This window comes from Azospirillum thermophilum (assembly GCF_003130795.1).
Classification (GTDB): domain Bacteria; phylum Pseudomonadota; class Alphaproteobacteria; order Azospirillales; family Azospirillaceae; genus Azospirillum; species Azospirillum thermophilum.
This window is the reverse complement of record NZ_CP029356.1, coordinates 451,268-470,043: the sequence shown is the minus strand read 5'-3', so window position 1 is coordinate 470,043 and position 18,776 is coordinate 451,268. Positions and strand designations below refer to the sequence as shown.

General features: G+C 71.1%; 21 protein-coding genes and 2 tRNA genes. 13 read left to right on the top strand and 10 right to left on the bottom strand.

Annotation, left to right across the window (positions count from 1 at the left end; translation table 11 throughout):
* Nucleotides 1-106: 106 nt before the first annotated feature.
* Nucleotides 107-658, bottom strand: coding sequence for a carbonic anhydrase (locus DEW08_RS23280; RefSeq protein WP_109331766.1), 552 nt, complete (start codon nt 656-658; stop codon nt 107-109).
* Between the two features lie 383 nt (nt 659-1,041).
* Complete coding sequence (locus DEW08_RS31335) at nt 1,042-1,218, bottom strand: hypothetical protein (protein WP_168220487.1); 177 nt, start codon at nt 1,216-1,218, stop codon at nt 1,042-1,044.
* Nucleotides 1,219-1,489: 271 nt separating this feature from the next.
* Between DEW08_RS31335 and DEW08_RS23275 the strand changes: the two genes are divergently transcribed.
* Together DEW08_RS23275 and DEW08_RS31330 are read left to right on the top strand one after the other, a co-directional pair.
* Nucleotides 1,490-1,717: a hypothetical protein gene (locus DEW08_RS23275; RefSeq protein ID WP_109331765.1), complete on the top strand. Its 228-nt coding sequence runs from the start codon at nt 1,490-1,492 to the stop codon at nt 1,715-1,717.
* 106 nt (nt 1,718-1,823) lie between these two features.
* Nucleotides 1,824-2,537: a hypothetical protein gene (locus tag DEW08_RS31330; protein WP_168220486.1), complete on the top strand. Its 714-nt coding sequence runs from the start codon at nt 1,824-1,826 to the stop codon at nt 2,535-2,537.
* A gap of 37 nt (nt 2,538-2,574) precedes the next feature.
* Here DEW08_RS31330 and DEW08_RS23265 read toward each other — a convergent pair whose 3' ends face one another.
* Nucleotides 2,575-3,153 carry a hypothetical protein gene (locus DEW08_RS23265; protein ID WP_109331764.1) on the bottom strand — a complete coding sequence of 193 codons (579 nt, stop codon included), beginning with the start codon at nt 3,151-3,153 and terminating at the stop codon, nt 2,575-2,577.
* A 189-nt stretch (nt 3,154-3,342) separates the two neighbouring features.
* Between DEW08_RS23265 and DEW08_RS23260 the strand changes: the two genes are divergently transcribed.
* From DEW08_RS23260 to DEW08_RS23230, 7 genes are all read left to right on the top strand, one after another.
* A tRNA-Asn gene (locus DEW08_RS23260) sits at nt 3,343-3,418 on the top strand.
* Between the two features lie 2 nt (nt 3,419-3,420).
* Nucleotides 3,421-3,497, top strand: a tRNA-Asp gene (locus tag DEW08_RS23255).
* Between the two features lie 223 nt (nt 3,498-3,720).
* Nucleotides 3,721-4,707 carry a TRAP transporter substrate-binding protein gene (locus DEW08_RS23250; RefSeq protein WP_168220485.1) on the top strand — a complete coding sequence of 329 codons (987 nt, stop codon included), beginning with the start codon at nt 3,721-3,723 and terminating at the stop codon, nt 4,705-4,707.
* Between the two features lie 70 nt (nt 4,708-4,777).
* The gene (locus DEW08_RS23245; RefSeq protein ID WP_168220484.1) at nt 4,778-5,326 is read left to right on the top strand and encodes a TRAP transporter small permease; all 549 of its coding nucleotides are present in this window, start codon (nt 4,778-4,780) and stop codon (nt 5,324-5,326) included.
* Between the two features lie 3 nt (nt 5,327-5,329).
* A complete protein-coding gene (locus tag DEW08_RS23240) occupies nt 5,330-6,604 on the top strand; it encodes a TRAP transporter large permease (RefSeq protein ID WP_109331759.1) in 1,275 nt (424 codons plus the stop codon).
* Between the two features lie 12 nt (nt 6,605-6,616).
* Entirely contained in the window at nt 6,617-8,053 is a 1,437-nt protein-coding gene (locus tag DEW08_RS23235) for an aldehyde dehydrogenase family protein (RefSeq protein ID WP_109331758.1), read from the top strand.
* A 64-nt stretch (nt 8,054-8,117) separates the two neighbouring features.
* Nucleotides 8,118-8,864, top strand: a complete 747-nt coding sequence (locus DEW08_RS23230; RefSeq protein ID WP_109331757.1) for a glucose 1-dehydrogenase — start codon at nt 8,118-8,120, stop codon at nt 8,862-8,864.
* 3 nt (nt 8,865-8,867) lie between these two features.
* Here DEW08_RS23230 and DEW08_RS23225 read toward each other — a convergent pair whose 3' ends face one another.
* The 5 genes from DEW08_RS23225 to DEW08_RS23205 all read right to left on the bottom strand — a co-directional run bounded on the left by DEW08_RS23225 (nt 8,868) and on the right by DEW08_RS23205 (nt 12,616).
* A complete protein-coding gene (locus DEW08_RS23225) occupies nt 8,868-9,248 on the bottom strand; it encodes a hypothetical protein (protein ID WP_109331752.1) in 381 nt (126 codons plus the stop codon).
* A 24-nt stretch (nt 9,249-9,272) separates the two neighbouring features.
* Nucleotides 9,273-9,749 carry a hypothetical protein gene (locus DEW08_RS23220; RefSeq protein WP_109331751.1) on the bottom strand — a complete coding sequence of 159 codons (477 nt, stop codon included), beginning with the start codon at nt 9,747-9,749 and terminating at the stop codon, nt 9,273-9,275.
* A 124-nt stretch (nt 9,750-9,873) separates the two neighbouring features.
* Entirely contained in the window at nt 9,874-10,623 is a 750-nt protein-coding gene (locus DEW08_RS23215) for a phosphatase PAP2 family protein (RefSeq protein ID WP_109331748.1), read from the bottom strand.
* A 51-nt stretch (nt 10,624-10,674) separates the two neighbouring features.
* The gene (locus tag DEW08_RS23210; protein WP_109331745.1) at nt 10,675-11,625 is read right to left on the bottom strand and encodes a D-2-hydroxyacid dehydrogenase family protein; all 951 of its coding nucleotides are present in this window, start codon (nt 11,623-11,625) and stop codon (nt 10,675-10,677) included.
* A 10-nt stretch (nt 11,626-11,635) separates the two neighbouring features.
* Entirely contained in the window at nt 11,636-12,616 is a 981-nt protein-coding gene (locus tag DEW08_RS23205; RefSeq protein WP_109331743.1) for a phosphoribosylaminoimidazolesuccinocarboxamide synthase, read from the bottom strand.
* 101 nt (nt 12,617-12,717) lie between these two features.
* On the opposite strand from DEW08_RS23205, the gene DEW08_RS23200 reads away from it, so the two are divergent.
* A complete protein-coding gene (locus DEW08_RS23200; protein WP_109331742.1) occupies nt 12,718-13,458 on the top strand; it encodes a 4'-phosphopantetheinyl transferase family protein in 741 nt (246 codons plus the stop codon).
* Here DEW08_RS23200 and DEW08_RS32840 read toward each other — a convergent pair.
* The gene (locus tag DEW08_RS32840) at nt 13,442-14,197 is read right to left on the bottom strand and encodes an FHA domain-containing protein (RefSeq protein ID WP_245986930.1); all 756 of its coding nucleotides are present in this window, start codon (nt 14,195-14,197) and stop codon (nt 13,442-13,444) included. The genes DEW08_RS23200 and DEW08_RS32840 overlap by 17 nt on opposite strands.
* Nucleotides 14,110-15,006 (bottom strand): hypothetical protein, encoded by an 897-nt coding sequence (locus DEW08_RS32835; protein WP_245986929.1) that lies wholly within the window; start codon nt 15,004-15,006, stop codon nt 14,110-14,112. Before DEW08_RS32835 ends, DEW08_RS32840 begins: the two co-directional genes overlap by 88 nt.
* Before the next feature lie 408 nt (nt 15,007-15,414).
* Between DEW08_RS32835 and dacB the strand changes: the two genes are divergently transcribed.
* The 3 genes from dacB to DEW08_RS23180 all read left to right on the top strand — a co-directional run bounded on the left by dacB (nt 15,415) and on the right by DEW08_RS23180 (nt 18,752).
* Nucleotides 15,415-16,839 (top strand): D-alanyl-D-alanine carboxypeptidase/D-alanyl-D-alanine endopeptidase, encoded by a 1,425-nt coding sequence (gene dacB, locus DEW08_RS23190; protein WP_109331741.1) that lies wholly within the window; start codon nt 15,415-15,417, stop codon nt 16,837-16,839.
* 148 nt (nt 16,840-16,987) lie between these two features.
* On the top strand, nt 16,988-17,638 hold the full coding sequence (locus DEW08_RS23185) for a chemotaxis protein (protein WP_109331740.1): 651 nt from the start codon (nt 16,988-16,990) through the stop codon (nt 17,636-17,638).
* Between the two features lie 91 nt (nt 17,639-17,729).
* Entirely contained in the window at nt 17,730-18,752 is a 1,023-nt protein-coding gene (locus DEW08_RS23180) for an endonuclease/exonuclease/phosphatase family protein (protein WP_109331739.1), read from the top strand.
* The last annotated feature ends 24 nt before the right edge of the window (nt 18,753-18,776 follow it).

Here is an 18,776-nt window from a genome sequence, read left to right as displayed (position 1 = left end):
CGCGACAGCGGGCGAGCCCCCAAAATGAGAACCGGCGCCCCACCCCGGCCGGGGTGGCAGGCGCCGGTTCCGTTCCTGCCCGCCCCCTTCCGGGGGCCGCCGCCGGTCAGGCGCCGACCGGCTCCACCTTGCCGTCCAGGCCCATCAGCAGCAGTTCGACCTCCAGGTCGGGGTGCTTCTGCCTGATCATCGCACCGAGCTTGGTCAGGTACTGGCCGTGCACCTCGGCCTCCTTGGCCTTGTCGTCCTTCAGGTCCATGCCGAGGAAGACCTTGTAGGCGCCGCAGTCGCGGTGATCCATGACGATCACCTTCTTGATGTGGTGCAGGTCCTTGGCGACCGCGACATGGTCCCAGAAGGCCTCGTTCCAGGCCGGCTTCTTGTCGGTCAGCGCGCCCAGGCTGGCACCGGCCAGCACGATGTGGTCGTAGTTGTTCAGCAGGTTGCGGCCCTGCATGTAGGCGGCGACCTCGTCCATCAGGCGATAGTCCATGCAGGACAGCAGCAGCGCCTCGACGTTGCCGGCGGCGCGGGCGCTGCCCGCCACCATCGGCGACAGCAGGGCGACGCCGGCGCTCAGCGTCGCCAGCTTCAGGAACGTGCGGCGCGAGTTGTGCTCGGCGTGGCAGCAGCCGTGGGTATGCTCGGGATGGTGCATGCGATGTCCCCTGATATGGCGGGGCCGGCGGCCCGGTCGGTGAGAACGCTGACGCCAAAGGGTTGCCTCTTCCGGCGTCATTCGTCCGGATATTCACGAGATACCAGGGGTTGTTCAAGATCAAACCATCCGTCGCGAAGCGTCCGGAACCGACTTCGCAGCATTGTCACGGGCGAGCCGACATAAATGGACTGACCGGGCGACAGTAAAATCCACCCGCCACGGCTCCGCCGCCGGCGAAATACATAGAATGCAAATAAATTCTTATGATCCGGAAGAATTTGCGACCCGGAAAGAAAACGGGCCGCCCCCGGTGAGGAAGGCGGCCCGCTTGGACATGGGTGCTGCCGGTCGGATCCTGTTCCGACCCCGCAGCCGCTGGTTCAGCCGGGCACCGACCCGCGGGTCGGCGTCGTCGGTCCGGCCTTGCCGTCGGCAGCCGGTGGGGTGGAGGTGCTCGCGCTGTGGGTGGGCGAGCAGTCCGCGTTGGCGACCCCTGCCGTCAGGAGAGCGGCAAGACCGAACAGCGCGGCTACGACCGGGCTGGCTCCATGAGACATCGGATCACCTCCTTTCGCAAAGTTTCGTACCGGCTTTGATGGTGGATCCGATAGTGCGCCCCGTCAATCACCCCGAGTCGGTTTATTCCAGCCGGGGCCGCGGCAGGGTCGCGCGGTGGTCGAACGGGAGCGGATCGGCGGGCCGTCTCCGGGCCCGGAAACCGCCGATTCCCGCAGGACGAGTCTCCTGCGACGCCAGTTCCCTTGAAAGGCGGGCAAAAATTGCCTACTCTTTCGGATAGGTCCGATGAGGCCGAGGGAGAATCATATCATGGGCGTCAGCAGCGTCGGCGGCTACGGGTCCTACCCGCAGCCTTACTCCACTCCGCTGAGCAGCGGCCCGGCCGCCGTTCAGCAGACCCAACCCACCCAGCAGGCCGAAGCCCAGCAGCAGGACGAGACGGAGCGTACGCGCCGCCAGCAACAAGCGCAGGCGAGCACCGCGACCGGCGGCAACACGACGCCGACGCGTGGCCAGAACCTGAACATCTCGGTCTGACCGACCGGGGGCGACGAAGCGGCCCGTCACGGTCGCGGCAGGACCGATCCGGGATCCGACCCCGGACGGGCCGGCCCATGCGGACAGGGAACGGCGGGAGGCACCGATGGAAATCCGCAGTGTTTCCAGCGTACCGGTAAGCCGCGGCGTAGCCCCCCTGACCGAGGCTCCGGCCGGTCCCGTCCCTGTTGCCGCCCCGTCCGCATCGCAGTCCGGAGTGCAGCCCGGACCGCCGTCCGGCGGCGCCGCGAGTTCCGACGCGCCGACCGGCGGGTCGTCCGGCGGTGGCTACATCAGTCCCTTCCTGCGCTACGACCAGCTCGCCCGCGTCGCGGTGCTCTATTTCCGCGACACCGACACCGGCGAAACCCAATCCCAGATTCCGTCGGCCCGCGTGGTGGAAGAGTATCGCCGCGCCGCAAGCCGGCTGACCGCCAGGCAGGGCGAGACCGCCCGACAGGACGAGACCGCCGGCCAGACGGCTGCTGGTGACGCCAGGACCGCGACCGCTGCTGGCGGCGAGCGTTCGGCGGCCGGCCGGGCCTCCGGGAGCGGAACGGCGGGAGATGGCCCGAGCCTTGGCCTTCCCGGCTATGGCGCCTCCCCTGCCTTCGGGGCTGCGGTACCGGCCGGCGGCGGGACGGGGGGCGGTTGGGCAAGCGGCGCGGCCAGCGGGGGACCGGCGGGAGCCGTTGGCATCGCCCCATCGAGCGGCGGAGGCGCCCCCTCCGGCGGCCCGACGGGCATCACCGGTCCGCCGGCCGCCGGCGGGGGGTCTTTCGGCGGCAGCACCGGCGCCCTGGTTTCGGTGACGGTCTAGCCACCGGGCCGTCCGGCCGTGTTAGCCATCATGCCGGTCATCGCCGGGCCGGCACCGCGCGACGGACGAGGCGGCGGTCGAGGTCGTCGGGTGCGACCGTCGGTTCGCCCAGGCTGCTCATGACGAAACGGAAGGTGTCGAGCACACGGTCGAGAACGATCTCCTGGTCGTCCGGCCGACGGCTGACCGTCACCACGGCATAGCCGGCGGCCCGCGCCACGGCAGGCTCGCCGCGCAGGCCGCGCACGCCCCACCCGGCCAGCGCCTGCTTGCAGCGGAACAGCTCGGCCGCCAGACCGCCGGCCGGCGCGTTGCGCCCGACCACATAGGCGGCGGCCACCGCCAGCGGGGCCAGCAGCCCGTCCCAGTCCAGGCAGTCCTCCCGCGAGACCCAGACGCCGCCGAGCGAACAGGCGGCGGCGCCGATCGCCTCCCCCAGCCCGCCGCGGAAGGCGCGCAACGTCTCCGCCGCCTCGGCCGCCGGCATCGGCTCCACCCGCGTGCCCTCCGGCATCAGCATCAGCCGGCCCGCCCATTCGGACGAGGGCGGGAGCTGCATGGTCAGCCGGGCCAGCAGGGCCTCTCGGGCGGCGGCGAAGGGGACGACGTCGGACATCGGGTCCTGCGCGGGAAATGACAGGGGGGATAGGACGCGCAGAAACCTGAAACCACCCCCGACTGTCAACCACGGCGTGCGATCGGCGAGCTTTGTCACGGCCTCCCGGCCCTCCGCCGAAAAAATGACGGGGGGATGAAAGAAACCTCTTGCCAGGGTCCGGAGGGCGCTTTATAAGGCGACCTCCGTTCCCGATTAGCTCAGTCGGTAGAGCAGCGGACTGTTAATCCGCGTGTCGCTGGTTCGAGTCCAGCATCGGGAGCCAGCGCGGGTGTAGCTCAGTTGGTTAGAGCGCCGGCCTGTCACGCCGGAGGCCGCGGGTTCAAGTCCCGTCACTCGCGCCATTCTCCCCCCTCCGCAGGGGGAATATTTCCGAGAGGGAATGGCCGCCGCGACCGGGGTTCCGCAAAACGGAGCCTGCCCGGTCGCGTTTTCGTTTGCGCGTCACAGCGCAAAGGAAACTATCCCATTCGTTCGCATATCGGGGTAACATCCTTTCCGTCATCAACAATCCGCGCGGCGACCGATTGCTGCCGCAAGCGGAGGATATGGGGGAGGATGCACCTGATGGAGCTGAAGACGCTTGCCCGCAGGCTGGCCGGAACCGTCGCCGTTCTGACCGCCCTGCTGGCCCTGCCCGCCGCCGCGGAGGAGCTGAAGGCCGGCTACTCGCTGCCCGCCACCTCCCACTACGGCGTCGGCGTCACCGCGATGGCGGAGGAGCTGGCGAAGCTGTCCAGCGGAAAATGGACGGTGAAGCAGTTCCCGGCCAACGCGCTGGGCGGCGAGCGCGAGATGGTGGAAGGCGCGCAGATCGGCACGGTGGACATCGTCGCCACCTCCTCCGGCCCGGTCGGCAACTTCGTTCCCGACACGCTGATCACCGACATCCCGTTCCTGTTCAAGAGCTACGAGCACGCCCATGCCGTGCTGGACGGTCCGATCGGGCAGGCGATCCTCGACCAGTTCCCCAAGCACGGGCTGATCGCGCTGGCCTGGGGCGAGAACGGCTTCCGCAATCTGACCAACGCCAAGCGGCCGGTGAGGACCCCGGCCGACGCCAAGGGCCTGAAGATCCGCACCATGGAGAACCAGGTGCACATGACGGCCTTCAAGACGCTGGGCGTGCTGCCGACCCCCATGGCCTTTCCGGAGCTGTTCACCGCCATGCAGCAGGGCACGGTGGACGGCCAGGAGAACCCGATCGGCGTGATCCTCGGCGCCAAGTTCTCGCAGGTGCAGAAGTACCTGACGGTGTCGCAGCACGTCTATTCGCCGGCCCTGATCATCCTGTCGCCCTCGGTGTGGAACAAGCTGAACGACCAGGAGAAGGGCTGGTTCAAGCAGGCCGCGCTGGCCGGCGCCAAGGCCATGCGCAAGAAGGCCGAGGACGACGCCGCCAACGGCATCGAGGAGCTGAAGCGCCAGGGCATGGAGGTGGTCACCGACGTCGACGTCGCCGCCTTCCAGGAGGCGCTGAAGCCGGCCTATGCCGAGTACGCCAGGAAGTTCGGCCAGGACAAGATCGACGCCATCCGGAACTACAGGTTCTGAGCCCAACCGGCACCCTGCCGTGTCGGGGCGCCCGTCCGGACACGGCAGGCTGGCGCAACGAGGACGTCCCATGCTGACAGCCCTTTCGGCCTTCGAATCCTTCCTGATGCGCTGGACGCTGCGGGTGGCGATGGCTCTGCTGGTGCTCGCCGCCTTCATCTCGCTCTGGCAGGTGGCGACGCGCTTCCTGTTCGAGGAACCCTCCACCTGGTCGGAGGTGGCGGCGCGGTCGCTCGACATCTGGATGGTCTATCTCGGCGTCGCCGTCGCCTTCCGCACCGGCTCGCTGATGGCGGTCGAGTTCCTGATGAACCGGCTGCACGGCACGGCCAAGGCGGTGCTGCTGGTGGCCGTCGCCGGCCTGTCGTTGGGCGTCCTGTCGGTGATGCTGTGGTACGGCTGGGAGATGGCGCTGCGCGTCCGCTTCCAGATGCTGGCGGGCGTCGAGAACCCGTTCACCGGCGAGGGCATCTCCATCGCCCTGGTCTATGCCGCGGTGCCGGTCGGCGCGGCGCTGGCCATCGTCGGCGTGCTGGCCCGCGCCGCCGAGGAGATCGCGACGGCGCTGCATCACCGCCGCCTGACCGAAACGTCGCGCCACGAGATCTACGAGGTCTGAGCGATGACGAGCTTCATGCTGCTGGTCATGGTGGGCCTCTTCGCGCTCAGCGTGCCGATCGCCGTCGCCGTCGCGGCGGCCAGCATCGGCGGCATCGCCGTCTTCACCAGCATGCCGCTGATCGTGGTGGCGCAGAAGCTGGTGACGACCATCGACAGCTTCCCGCTGATGGCGGTGCCCTTCTTCATCCTGGCCGGCAACCTGATGGAGGCCGGCGGCATCTCGCACCGGCTGGTCGATTTCGCCAAGGCGGTGGTCGGCAACGTGCAGGGCGGCCTCGCCTGCTCCTGCGTGCTGACCTGCATGATCTTCGCCTCGGTCTCGGGGTCGAGCGTGGCGACGACCTTCGCCATCGGCTCGATCATCATCCCGGCGATGATCCGGCATCGCTACCCGGCGGAGTTCGCCGCGGCGCTCCAGGCCACCTCGGCCGAGCTGGGGGTGATCATCCCGCCGTCGATCCCGATGATCCTCTACGGCGTGTCGGCGGAGGTGTCGATCGGCGAGCTGTTCGCCGCCGGCATCGGGCCGGGCCTGCTGATCGGCGGGGCGCTGACCGTCTTCGTCTATATCACCTGCAAGCTGAACGGCTGGGGCAGGCAGGACGGCGACGGCAACCTCGGCTTCGTCAAGGCGACGGAGCGGGCGGCACTGGCCCTGCTGATGCCGGTCATCATCATCGGCGGCATCTACCAGGGCGTCTTCACCCCGACCGAGGCGTCGGTGGTCGCCGTCTTCTACGCCGCCATCGTCGGCATGGGCGTCTACCGCGCCATCGGCCTGACCGACCTCGGGCCGATCCTGAAGAAGTCGGTGCTGTCGTCGGCGATCATCATGTTCATCATCGCCGCCGCCGGGCTGTTCAGCTTCCTGATCACGCGGGCCGGCGTGCCGGCCGCCATCGGCGCCTGGATCGCGGAGACCTTCGGCAGCGGGGCCGCCTTCCTGCTGGCGGTGAACCTGTTCCTCTTCATCGTCGGGATGTTCGTCGAGACCTCCGCCGCCATCATCGTGCTGGCGCCCATCCTGGCGCCGGTGGCCGTCCATTTCGGCATCGACCCGGTGCATTTCGGCCTGATCATGGTGGTCAACCTCGCGCTGGGCATGGTGACGCCGCCCTTCGGCGTGAACCTGTTCGCCGCCTGCCAGGTGGCGGGGCTGAGTCTGGAGCGGATCGTCGGCCGGCTGATCCCCTTCGTGCTGGTGGTCTTCGCCTGCCTGATGGTCATCACCTACGTCCCGGCGGTCACGCTGTTCTTCCGCAACCTTGTCTATTGAGGGTCCGGACCCATGGAAACCAAGATGCTGATCGGCGGCGCCTTCGTGGACGCGGCCGGCGGCGGCACCATCCCCTGCATCGACCCCTCGACCGGCGAGCGCTTCGCCGCCCTGCCGCGCGGCGGAGCCGACGACGTCGACCGGGCGGTCGCCGCCGCCCGCAGGGCGTTCGAGGGCGACTGGGGCGCCCTGACCGCGGCGGAGCGCGGCCGGCTGATGCTGCGCCTGTCCGCCCGGATCCTGGAGACTGCCGAGACGCTGGCCCAGCTGGAATCCCGCGACGTCGGCAAGCCGCTGACCCAGGCGCGCGCCGACGCCGTCGCCTGCGCCCGCTATTTCGAGTTCTACGGCGGGGCGGCCGACAAGGTGCATGGCGAGACCATCCCCTACCTCACCGGCTACACCGTGATGACCGTGCGCGAGCCGCACGGGGTCACCGGCCACATCGTGCCGTGGAACTACCCGCTGCAGATCATCGGGCGCAGCGTCGGCGCGGCGCTCGCCATGGGCAACGCCTGCGTGGTCAAGCCGGGGGAGGACGCCTCGCTCAGCACGCTCTTCCTCGCGCGGCTGGCGAGCGAGGCCGGCTTCCCGGCCGGCGCCATCAACGTCGTGACCGGCTATGGCGAGGAGGCGGGCGCGGCGCTGTCGGCCCATCCCGGCATCAACCACATCTCCTTCACCGGCAGCCAGGAGGTCGGCGTCCTGGTGCAGCGCGCCGCCGCCGCCAACATCGTTCCGGTGACGCTGGAGTTGGGCGGCAAGTCGCCGCAGATCGTCTTCGCCGACGCCGACCTGGAACAGGCGCTGGGCTTCGTGGTGCGCGCCGCCGTCCAGAATGCCGGCCAGACCTGTTCCGCCGGCAGCCGGGTGCTGATCGAACGGCCGGTCTACGAGCGGTTCACCGCGATGATCGCCGAGCGGTTCAAGGCCCTGCGGGTCGGCCCGGCGCTGGAGGACCATGACCTCGGGCCGCTGATCAACGCCAGGCAGCGCGACCGCGTCGCCGGCATGGTGGCGGCGGCGCGGCAGGCGGGCTTCCCCCTGCTGGCCGAGGGCCGGATCGTCGAGGGTGCGCCGCAGGGCGGCTTCTACGTCACCCCGGCGCTGTTCGGCGACGTCGCCCCCGGCTCGGCGCTGGAACAGCAGGAGGTGTTCGGCCCGGCGCTCGCCGCCATGCCCTTCGACGGGGAGGAGGAGGCGGTGCGGCTTGCCAACGGCACGCCCTTCGGGCTGGTGGCCGGCGTGTGGACGCGCGACGGCGGCCGGCAGATGCGCCTCGCCCACAAGCTCCAGGCCGGGCAGGTCTTCATCAACAACTACGGGGCCGGCGGCGGGGTGGAACTGCCCTTCGGCGGCGTCAAGCGCAGCGGCTTCAACCGGGAAAAGGGGTTCGAGGCGCTCTACGGCTTCTCCGCCGTCAAGACGATCGCCCTGAAGCATGACTGACACGCACGACCGACCGGCACGGCCGATCGCACGACTGGGCGGATAATCGGGAGAGGGAAGAGGAATGCGGCTCGCAGGCAAGGTCGCCGTGGTCACCGGCGGCGGATCGGGGTTCGGGGCGGGGATCGCCAAGCGCTTCGCGGCGGAGGGCGCCAGGGTGGTGGTCGCCGACATCAACGAGGCGGCCGCGGCGGCGGTGGCCGGGGAGATCGGCGAGACCGCCCGCGCGGTGCGCGCCGACGTCTCCGTCTCCGGCGACGTGAAGGCGATGGTGGAGGCGGCGACCGGGGCGTTCGGCCGGCTCGACATCCTCGTCAACAATGCCGGCTACACCCACCGCAACGGCCCGATGACCGAGGTGGACGAGGACACCTTCGACCGCATCTACGCGGTGAACGTGAAGTCGATCTATCTCGGCGCCATCCACGCCGTGCCGGTCCTCCGGGCACAGGGCGGCGGCGTCATCCTCAACATCGCCTCCACCGCCGGGGTCCGGCCGCGGCCGGGGCTGACCTGGTACAACGGCTCCAAGGGCGCCGCGATCACCCTGACCAGGTCGATGGCGGTGGAGCTGGCGCCCGACCGCATCCGGGTCTGCGCCCTCAACCCGGTGGCGGGAGAGACCGGGATGCTGCACCTGTTCATGGGCGAGGACACGCCGGAAAAGCGGGCGCAGTTCCGCGCCAGCATCCCGCTCGGCCGCCTGTCCACCCCGGAGGACATCGCCAACGCCGCCCTGTTCCTCTGCTCCGACGAGGCCGGGTTCCTGACCGGCGTCTGCATGGAGGTGGACGGCGGGCGCTGTATCTGAGGATCAGTCCCGGTCGCCCTCTGCCTCCCCTGCAGCGGCCCGCTCGGCATTGATCGCCGCCAGGATGCGCTGGACCTGCGCGGCGGTCAGCGGGCTGTCCATGCCGAGGTCGTTGGCGAACTTGCGGATCGCCCCGATGGCGCGGCGCTTGGCGATGAAGTCGGCGTCGCCCTCGGCCTCCGCCTGGACCACCGGCCCCTTGTAGAAGGAGCCGCGGAATCCCCATTGCCGGCGCCCGTCCGCCCGCCACTGCGAGCCGTCCGACAGCTCCATGCAGCGGTTGTCGTGGGTGAAGCGGGCGACGGTCGCCAGCGTCTGCGGGCCGGACTGGCTGCTGTGAACGGTGACCTTGTCGCCGATGCGGAAGGCTGGCGCTTTGTCCATGGACGGGTTCCTGGGAAGAGAGGGTCAGGGCGAGCGGGGAAGCGGATCGCCGGGGATCAGGGTGGTTTCGGCGGCACGCCGCTGCTCGACCGCGGCGATCAGCCGGGCCTTGGCGGTCTCGCGGCTGTCCACGGCGTCGGCCATGGCGCCGCGGATGCCGTTGATCGCCGCCAGGAAGCTGGAGCCCGGGCGCTGGCCGCCCTTCGGCGCCTCCACCGTCACGGTCTGCAGCTCCTCAGCCCGGCCGCCGCCGCGGCCGACGAAGGCCAGGGCCTCGGCAGTGGCGCGGGCGGCGATGCGGGCGCGGAACTCCGGGTCGATGGTCTCGAAGACGCGGCCCGCCTCCTGCAGCTCCCGCTCGTCGCGCGACTCGGCGGCGCGGCGCAGCGCGTTGATCAGCAGCCGGAACTCCAGCACGCCGGGCACCCGCGCCTGTTCCACGGCGCGGATCAGCACGCCGATGGCGTCGAGGGTACTGTCGTCGAGCGGGGGTGCTGGCATCTGCTCACTGGATGGCTGCGTCACGGCAGCGCAGTATCGGTCCCGGCGGGCTGCGGTTCAACCTGTCCGTGACCCTGATGGGGTATCTCCGCCACACCATGTGGCCGGCGGGCGACGGGCGGGCTCAGGAAAGGCGCGGCGGCACGTCGCCGACCGGACCGGCGTCGCCCTGGGTGTCGCGCTCCACCGTGCCGCGGCTCTGCAGCCACTGGGCGACCAGCCAGCAGATGGCGGCCCAGCTCGCCCCGACGCTCCAGCCCGCCAGCACGTCGGTCGGCCAGTGGACGCCGAGATAGACGCGGCTCGACCCGATGACCAGGGTCAGCAGCACGGCCAGCACCAGCAGATAGGCCTTCAGCCGCCGCCGGGCGACGAAGCGCGCCAGCAGGGCGCCCAGCGTCAGGTAGACGATGGCCGACAGCATGGAATGGCCGCTGGGGAAGCTGGCGGTGAGCACGACGTCGCCGTGCGGCACCAGGTCGGGCCGCGGCCGGGCGAACAGCAGCTTCAGGACCGACGACAGGGCGAGGCCGCCGCCGACCGACACCAGCACCAGCAGCGCCGCCCCCCGCTTGCCCGTCAGCATCAGGAAGCCCAGCGCCGCGAGCGTGATCAGCGTCAGGATGGTGATGCTGCCGAGCGCGGTCAGGTCCTGGGCCGCCCGCTGCAGCCACCAGGGACCCAGGGGCTGGTCGGGATCGGCGGCGCTGCGCAGGGCGAGCAGGATGTGCCGGTCGAAGGCCAGCGTCTCGCCCTCCGCCACCTCGCCGGCCAGCTCGACGAAGCCGAGCAGCAGGGCGGCGGTGACGGCGAGCGTCAGGAGGATCGTGAGCTGATACCCGCTGAGGCGGGTCCACAGGCCGTTTCGCAGCACGGTCTTGTCCTTGGGTCAATAGGCCCCTAGAGCGTTGAAAACCAGGAGCCGTCAGGCGCCGAGCAGCCGGATCGGCTCCCCGGCCGCCCAGGCCAGGATATCCTCCAGCGCGTCCCGGTAGAACAGCGCGTAGTTCTCCCGCGTCACATATCCCAGATGGGGGGTGAGCACGGTGTTGGGCGCGGTCAGCCAGGGGCTGTCGGCCGGCAGCGGCTCCACCGGGAAGACGTCGATGCCGGCCCCGGCGATGTGGCGGCGGTGCAGCACGTCGAGCAGCGCGGCCTCGTCCACCAGCCCGGCGCGCGAGGTGTTGATGAACAGCGCCGTCGGCTTCATGGCCGAAAGCTCGCCCGCCCCGACGATGCCCCGCGTCCGCTCGCCGAGCACCAGATGGACGCTGATCACGTCGGACGTCGCGAACAGCTCCCGCTTCTCGACGCGGACGGCACCGCCCGCGGCGGCGCGCTCGTCGGTCAGGTTGGGGCTCCAGGCCACCACCTCCATGCCGAAGGCGCGGCCGACCTGCGCCACCTGCGTCCCCAGCTTGCCCAGCCCGACGAGGCCGAGGCGACGGCCGGACAGGCTGCCGGTCAGCCCGGTCTGCCATTGCCCGGCGCGCAACGCCCGCTCCTCCACCGTGATGCGCTTGGTCAGCGCCAGGATCAGGCCCCAGGTCAGTTCGGCGGTCGGGGTGCCGACCATCCGGGTGCCGCAGACCGTGATACCGCGCGCCTTGCAGGCCGCCAGATCGACCGACAGGTTGCGGGCGCCGGTGGTGACCAGCAGCCGCAGCTTCGGCAGACGGTCGATCAGGGCGGCGGGGAACGGCGTGCGCTCCCGCATGATGACCACCACCTCGAAGGGCTGCAGCGCGGCGGCGACCGCATCGAGGTCGCCGATCGGCCGGTCGAAGACGGCCAGGCCGCTGCCCTGGGGCAGCCGGCTCCAGTCCGCCAGATCGCGGGCGACGCGCTGGTAGTCGTCGAGGATGGCGACGTTCATGGCCCTGCCGTCACTTCACGAAGTAGGGCGCCAGGTTGCGGCGGATGCGCTCCAGCACCGGCGTGGCGTCCGCCGGGATCCCGAAGCTCTGGCCGGTGATGGTCTCGAACGCCTCGATGTAGACGCGGGCGGCCTGCAGGATGATGTCGGCGGGGATCTCCGGGATGTCCTGGGTGTAGGGATCGCAGCGGGCGGCGACCCAGCTCCGCACGAAGTCCTTGTCGAAGCTCTCCGGCCGCTCGCCCGCCTCGAACTTCTGCTGGTAGCTGCCGGCGAACCAGTAGCGCGAGCTGTCCGGCGTGTGGATCTCGTCGGCCAGCAGGATGTTGCCCGCCTCGTCGAAGCCGAACTCGTACTTGGTGTCCACCAGGATCAGGCCGCGCTCGGCCGCCATCTCGCGGCCGCGGGCGAACAGCGCCAGCGCCTTGTCCGACACCTCGTCCCACTGGGCGCGGGTCAGCAGGCCGCGCTCGACGATCTCCTTCGCGGTCAGCTCCTCGTCGTGTCCGGCGTCGAAGGCCTTGGTGGTCGGGGTGATGATGGTGGTCACCAGCTTCTCGTTCTCCCGCAGCCCGTCGGGGAAGCGGTGGCCGTACATCTCCCGCCGGCCCTTCCTGTACATCTGCAGGATCGAGGTGCCGGTGGTGCCGGCGAGGTAGTCGCGGACCACCACCTCGACCGGCATGATGGTCAGCCGCTTGGCGACCACCACGTTGGGATCGGGATAGTCCAGCACATGGTTGGCGCAGATGTCCTTCGTCGCCTCGAACCAGAAGCGGGCGGTCTGGGTCAGCACCTGCCCCTTGAAGGGGATGCAGGTCAGGATGCGGTCGAAGGCCGACAGCCGGTCCGTGGTGATCAGGATGCGGCGGCCGTCGGGCAGGTCGTAGTTCTCCCGCACCTTGCCCCGGTAGTGGTTGGGCAGTTCGGGGATGGCGGCGTCGGTGAGGACGTTCGTCAGGTGCGGGGCGAGGGCTGCGATGTCGACCATGGTTCCTGGAATCCGGCAGGACGGGAAAGGCCGGCATGATAACGCAATCGCCGCCGGGAGCCAGGACGGTTTATGCTCCCCCGAGGGGGAGGCCTGATCCGATGAAAACCCATAGCTTCGCGCTGCCGGAGCGTACGATCCAGGTCTGGTTCGCCGACCTGACCCGGCTGGAACCCCGGCTGGAGGAATTGCGCCGCCTGCTGACGGAGGCGGAGACGGCGCGGGCCGACCGCTTCGCCACCGGCCGGCTGCGCGCCCGCTTCATCCTGCGGCGCGGGTTGCTGCGGGTCCTGCTCGGCCGCTACACCGGCCGCTCGCCGGGCGGACTCGCCTTCACCGAAGGGGAGCACGGCAAGCCCGCCCTGCCCGGCGGCCCCGCCTTCAATCTGGCGGACAGCGAGGATTCGGTAGCGATCGCCGTCGCGGCGGAGGGCCAGCTCGGCATGGACATCGAGCGGCTGCGCCTCATCCCCGATGCCGAGCCGCTGGCCGAGCGCTTCTTCGCCCCGGCGGAGGCCGCGGCGCTGAAGGCTCTGCCGCCCGAGAGCCGTAACGAGGCCTTCCTGCTGGGCTGGACGCGCAAGGAGGCGGTGATCAAGGCGGTCGGCACCGGCCTTTCCCTGCCGCTCGACCGTTTCGCGGTGGAGCTGGTGCCCGGCCGCCCCGCCCGGCTGCTGTCGGTCGAGGAGACCCTGCGGCCGGTGGCCGGCGTCCCGGAGGACTGGACGATGGAGGATCTGCGCGGCCTGCCGGGAACGGTCGCCGCGGTGGCGATCAAGAGCCCCGGCTGGCGGGTGGAGAGCGTCACGCTGGAGGATGCGCTGCTCAGCGCTTCTGCATGACCTCCCAGGCGATGCGGGCCGGCTTCTCGCCGATCTCGGTGGAGCCGATGACGATCTCCCCCCGGCCGGCCAGCGGCGCGAGGTCGCCCTGGCGCAGCAGGCGCGGCTCGCCGCCCGCCGGGACCAGGCAGGTGCCGTTGCGGCTCAGATCCTCGACCACGAAGCCGTCGCCGCGCACGCCGACCAGCAGATGCCGGCGCGAAGCCGACGCATGGTCGAGCACGATGCCGCAGTCGGTGGCGCGGCCGATCACCAGCTCCGCCCCGCCCTCCTGCAGGACCAGCTCGCGGCCCTGGTAGGTCAGCACCAGCCTGGGCGCCGGCGGTTCCGGATTGCGGATGTCGTAGGTCTCGTGGCTGTGCGAGATCAGCGGGGCGGTGACCCGCTTCTCGTCCGGGATGGCGGTGATCTTGGCGATCAGCCCCTCGGCCAGCGCCCGCGGGATGCCGGCGGCGCGCAGCCGGCGGCCGAAGCCGTCGCGCACCTCCTGCGGGGTGACGCCGGGGGCGGTCAGTTCGGCGGCGGAGCCGATGCGCTCGAACTCCTCCGCCACGCGGGGGATGAGGACGCTGAGCTTGCGCCGGCCGAAGGGGCTGGTGGCGAGGTCGAGCAGGAAGCAGATCCGCGCTCCCGGCCCGCCCAGCCGGTTGGTCAGCCGCAGCACCGCATCCTCGAAGGGCAGGTCGACGCCGCCCGCCGCCCAGACCGTCTTGCCGCGCTTGACCAGCGCCTCCGCCATGCCGGGCCGCCGAGATAGCCGTCGAAGCCGGCGAGCCGGTCGACGACCGACTGGAACATCTTGACCTGCGTCCCGCTGCCGGTGCGGGTCAGCGGGGTCAGCCCCTCCACCCCGCCGCGGATGCGGCGCAGCAGCGCCTCCCGCGTGCGGCCGAAGCCGCCGCCGCCGATGGCGCCCGACAGCGCCAGCAGCGGGTCGGTGTAGGGCAGCCGGTCGTCCAGGTCGCCATGCAGGGCCGCCAGCAGGCTGAGCAGGGCGGAGCCGAGGTCGGGGGCATAGCCGATCAGCGCGCGGATCGGCTCGCGGCCGTCCACCACCTCCGCGGCGAACTCGTCGACGAGGCGGGTGTTCTCGGCGTCGCCGTCCTCATGGACGCGCAGCACCGCCGCCAGCTTGGCGCCCCACTCGCGGTGGGGCTCCAGCAGGGCGCCGAAGGCGTGGGAGACGATGCGGTCCCGCTCCTCCGGCGCGCGGTCGAGCGCCGCGGCCAGCAGCCCGGCCACCCCGCCGCGGGCCAGCGCCCGGTCGAAGGGCTCCAGCGCCGCCGACTGCTGCGCCAGTTCCTTCAGCCCGCCGAACAGGCGGATGATCTGGTCGTAGCGGTCGGTCGGCCTGATGCCGAGCAGCGGCGCCTGCAGGGCGGCCAGCCGGTTGACCGCCGGGTTGAACAGCAGGGCCTCCCGCTCGAAATAGCGCAGGGGGTAATAGCGGTGGAGCTGTTCGGCCGGCACCACCGACTGGTCGTCCCAATAGCCGCGCAGCAGCCGCAGCAGGGTCATCCGGCTGTCGAAGGAGAAGACCTGCAGCACGTCGGCGCAGACCGCCGCCTCCTCGATGTGGGAGATGGTGGTGGGCCGCCCGCCGCCGCCGGCCGACGCCTTCTGGAAGACCGTCTCCTCCGCCCGGCGGAATTGACCTTCACGACACGGACGACCGGAAACTTGGCGAGGCGAAGCAGGTAATTGGCCCGGTCGGTCGCGGCCTTCTCGTCGGGGAAGATGCCGTCGATGTTGGGCTTGCCGCCCTGCTCGACGACCACCTCGAAGCGGACCTCGCGTCTGATGGCCATCCTGCCGCAGCCTCCGCCCCAGCACCGGCCCGACGCGGCCGAACCGTTGATTTTTCGCAATCCAAACCTTATCGCATGGCTCCGGAAGCTGCGGCAAGAGGGTGGTACCCCGGATTGCCCGGCCGGATGCGGGCTGAGGGGTTACAGGATGCGGAAGGCACTGCTGGCGTTGCTGGTCCTGGTGACGATGGGCGCCGTCGGGACCGGGCCGGGCGGCCGGGCCTGGGCAGGGCAGGCCGAGGATGCGCTGGTCGCCCGCCACGGCTTCACCGCGGACGCCGTCGGCTATCTCGTCTTCGAGCTGGAGAGCGGGCGGGCCGTCGCGGCGCAGCAGCCGGACCGCCCCTTCATCCCCGCCTCGGTCGCCAAGGTGCCGACCGTCGCGGCGGCCCTGGCCCTGCTGGGTCCGGACCACCGCTTCACCACCGCCGTCCACGCCACCGGGCCGGTCCGCGGCGGCGTGGTGCAGGGCGATCTGGTGCTGCGCGGCGGCGGCGACCCCTCGCTGGCGACCGAGGGGCTGACCGACCTCGCCGCCCGGCTCCGCGCCGCCGGGATCACCGGCGTGACGGGCCGCTTCCTCTACGATGCGACCGCCCTGCCGGAGCTGCCGGAGATCGACGGCGGCCAGCCGTGGAGTGCCGGTTACAACACCGGGGTCGGGGCGCTGTCGCTGAACTTCAACCGCTTCCAGCTCGTCTGGGGGCGGACGGCCGACGGGCGGGTGGAGCTGTCGGCCTGGTCGGTGTCGGACGTCGGGCGGCATCCGCTGGACAGCATCACCCTCACCGCCGCCGCCGGCCGCGCGGTGCCGCTGGAGCCGCAGGCCCGCGACCACTGGATGGTGACGCCGTCGGCCGGGCTGGCGCAGCGGGTCTGGCTGCCGGTCGCCCGTCCGGCCCTGGCCACCGCCGTCGTCTTCCGGCAGGTCGCGGCCGAGGCCGGCATCGCCCTGCCGGCGCCGGAGCCGGGGACGGTGCCGGCCGGCGCGGTTCCCGTCGCGGCGCATGACGGCCCACCGCTGGCCGTGCTGGCCCGGCAGGTGCTGCGCTGGTCGAACAACCTGACGGCGGAGATGATCGGGCTGGCGGCCTCCCGCCGGCTCGATGCCGCCGCGGGCGGGGCCGGGCCGTCCACGCTCGACCGCTCCGCCACCCTGCTGCAGGGCTGGCTGACCCGCAACGCCGACGCCGACTGGCGCGGGTTGCGGCTGGTCAACCACTCCGGCCTCAGCAGTGCCGCGCGGGCGACCCCGCGCCAGATGGCGGCCCTCTTGCGCGCCGCCGGCCCGGCCCTGTGGGAGCTGCTGCCTGGGGAGGAGGAGGGGAAGTCGCTGCCGCCCGGGGTGCGGGCGAAATCCGGCACGCTGGCCTATGCCAAGGGGCTGGCCGGGGTGCTGCCGGGCGGGCGGCGCGGCTTCGTCCTGTTCATCGCCGACGACCAGGCGCGCCGCCGCCTCGACGCCGCGATGGACCGCCGGGTGGCCGAGATGCCGCCGGAAGCGCGGGCCTGGCTGGATCGGGCGCGCGCCCTTCAGGGGGATCTGGTCGCCCTGTGGGCCGCCGGCCGCTGACGCCGGCATTTCCCTAAAATACGGGTTTTTCCTGGCGGGCGAGAGACTGGTCTGGCGCTCTCGCCGTACTACCTATACACTCGGCATAGGCCGAACGGGGCCTTATCCGCCCTTTTCCGACCGAAGAACGACGGGGTCGCCGCAGCCCATGTCCACCTCCCTCGCCCTGTCCGCCACGTCGCGCATCACGCTCCGCCGCCGGCTGGAACGGCAGGACACGGCCGCCCACCGCTATCATGACGGCCGGCTGGGAGCGGAGATCGTGAACATCGTGGTCGGCGGCTGCGTGGTGAGCGACGACCCCAACATCATCATCACGACGACCCTCGGATCCTGCGTGGCCGCCTGCATCTTCGATCCCGACGCGGGGATCGGCGGCATGAACCACTTCCTGCTGCCGGACGCCGGGCTGGACACGCTGTCGCTGTCCTCGCGCTACGGCAGCGCGGCGATGGAGCAGTTGATCAACCGCATGCTGTCGGTCACCGGGCGGCGCGACCGGCTGCGGGCCAAGGTGTTCGGCGGCGCCAGCGTCAATCTCGGCACCATACGGGGCGCCGCCATCGGCCAGCGCAACGTCGAGTTCGTGATGGAGTATCTTGCGACCGAAGGGATCCCGACCATAAGCTGGGACGTGGGCGGAACGCTGCCCCGTTCGGTGCGGTTCTACCCCACCACCGGACGGTCGCAGCGCCGCCTGATCGGTGAGGACAGGCTGCGCGACATCGCGCGGTCGGAGGAGACCTTCATGGATCGCCTGCGCAGCAGCGATATCGAAGGCGACGTCGAACTGTTCTGACCGGGTGCTGTTCTAACCGGTGCCCGAACGGCAGAGCCTCCGGCCGCAATGCCGGAGCGGCCGGGGCGACCCGAATCCCGGACCGGATCCCATGCCAGAAAGCGCCACCCCCGACAGCAGCCCCTCCAGCAGCCCGCTGCGCATCGCCACCTTCAACCTGGAGAATTTCGACGATGCCGGCGACCCGCCCTTCGAGGCGCGGGCCGCCGTGCTGCGTCCCCAGCTCGAACGGCTGGCGGCCGACGTGCTGTGCCTGCAGGAGGTCAACGCCCAGCACCCCGCGAAGGGAGAGCCGCGGGTGCTGCGCGCCCTCGACCGGCTGCTGCAGGGCACCCGCTACGAGGGCTTCCATTGCACGGCCGGCGACGGCCGCAAGCTGGCCGACCGGCACAATCTGGTGGTGGTCAGCCGCTGGCCGGTCGCCGCGGCCCATCTGCTGCGCCACGATCTGGTTCCGCCGCCGCAGGTGCGGATGGTGACGGCCGACCCGCCGGGCGAGGCGCCGGGCGACGTCACCTGGGACCGGCCGGTCCTGCAGGCGGAGATCACCCTGCCCGGCGGCCGGCCCCTGCATGTCTTCAACCTGCATCTGCGCGCGCCGCTCGCCGCGCCGGTGCCGGGCCAGAAGGTGGCGGCGCTGACCTGGCGGACGGCCGGCGGCTGGGCGGAGGGCTTCTACCTCGCCGCCATCAAGCGCGCCGGACAGGCGCTGGAGACCCGGCTGGCGGTGGACAGGGTGTTCGACGCCGATCCGGAGGCGCTGATCGTCGTCGCCGGCGACTGCAACGCCGGGATGGAGCAGACGCCGGTCCGCATCATCCGCGCCGACCTCGACTCGACCGGCAACGGCGACCTCGCCGGCCGTGCGCTGGTCCCGCTGGAACGGTCCCTGCCGGAGGACCGGCGCTTCTCCGTCCTGCATGGCGGCGACGCCGTGATGCTCGACCATCTGCTGGTCTCGCGCAGCCTGCTCGGCTGGTTCCGCAGCGCCGAGATCCACAACGAGGCGCTGAGCGACGAGCTGGTCGCCCACGCGACGGTCGACCGCTCGCCGGAGAGCTACCACGCCCCGGTCGTCGCCAGCTTCGAGCTGCCGGGCGACGGGCCGCGATGAACGAAGAACGCCTCCCTTCACGGG

Coding starts and splice junctions, on each gene's coding strand:
- DEW08_RS23250 (WP_168220485.1), top strand. CDS start 3,721: ATGGAGCTGAAGACGCTTGCCCGCAGGCTGGCCGGAACCGTCGCCGTT.
- DEW08_RS23245 (WP_168220484.1), top strand. CDS start 4,778: ATGCTGACAGCCCTTTCGGCCTTCGAATCCTTCCTGATGCGCTGGACG.
- DEW08_RS23275 (WP_109331765.1), top strand. CDS start 1,490: ATGGGCGTCAGCAGCGTCGGCGGCTACGGGTCCTACCCGCAGCCTTAC.
- DEW08_RS23230 (WP_109331757.1), top strand. CDS start 8,118: ATGCGGCTCGCAGGCAAGGTCGCCGTGGTCACCGGCGGCGGATCGGGG.
- DEW08_RS23200 (WP_109331742.1), top strand. CDS start 12,718: ATGAAAACCCATAGCTTCGCGCTGCCGGAGCGTACGATCCAGGTCTGG.
- DEW08_RS23280 (WP_109331766.1), bottom strand. CDS start 658: ATGCACCATCCCGAGCATACCCACGGCTGCTGCCACGCCGAGCACAAC.
- DEW08_RS23185 (WP_109331740.1), top strand. CDS start 16,988: ATGTCCACCTCCCTCGCCCTGTCCGCCACGTCGCGCATCACGCTCCGC.
- DEW08_RS23205 (WP_109331743.1), bottom strand. CDS start 12,616: ATGGTCGACATCGCAGCCCTCGCCCCGCACCTGACGAACGTCCTCACC.
- DEW08_RS23180 (WP_109331739.1), top strand. CDS start 17,730: ATGCCAGAAAGCGCCACCCCCGACAGCAGCCCCTCCAGCAGCCCGCTG.
- DEW08_RS23220 (WP_109331751.1), bottom strand. CDS start 9,749: ATGCCAGCACCCCCGCTCGACGACAGTACCCTCGACGCCATCGGCGTG.
- DEW08_RS23265 (WP_109331764.1), bottom strand. CDS start 3,153: ATGTCCGACGTCGTCCCCTTCGCCGCCGCCCGAGAGGCCCTGCTGGCC.
- dacB (WP_109331741.1), top strand. CDS start 15,415: ATGCGGAAGGCACTGCTGGCGTTGCTGGTCCTGGTGACGATGGGCGCC.
- DEW08_RS23235 (WP_109331758.1), top strand. CDS start 6,617: ATGGAAACCAAGATGCTGATCGGCGGCGCCTTCGTGGACGCGGCCGGC.
- DEW08_RS23240 (WP_109331759.1), top strand. CDS start 5,330: ATGACGAGCTTCATGCTGCTGGTCATGGTGGGCCTCTTCGCGCTCAGC.
- DEW08_RS23210 (WP_109331745.1), bottom strand. CDS start 11,625: ATGAACGTCGCCATCCTCGACGACTACCAGCGCGTCGCCCGCGATCTG.
- DEW08_RS31335 (WP_168220487.1), bottom strand. CDS start 1,218: ATGTCTCATGGAGCCAGCCCGGTCGTAGCCGCGCTGTTCGGTCTTGCC.
- DEW08_RS32840 (WP_245986930.1), bottom strand. CDS start 14,197: ATGGCGGAGGCGCTGGTCAAGCGCGGCAAGACGGTCTGGGCGGCGGGC.
- DEW08_RS23225 (WP_109331752.1), bottom strand. CDS start 9,248: ATGGACAAAGCGCCAGCCTTCCGCATCGGCGACAAGGTCACCGTTCAC.
- DEW08_RS31330 (WP_168220486.1), top strand. CDS start 1,824: ATGGAAATCCGCAGTGTTTCCAGCGTACCGGTAAGCCGCGGCGTAGCC.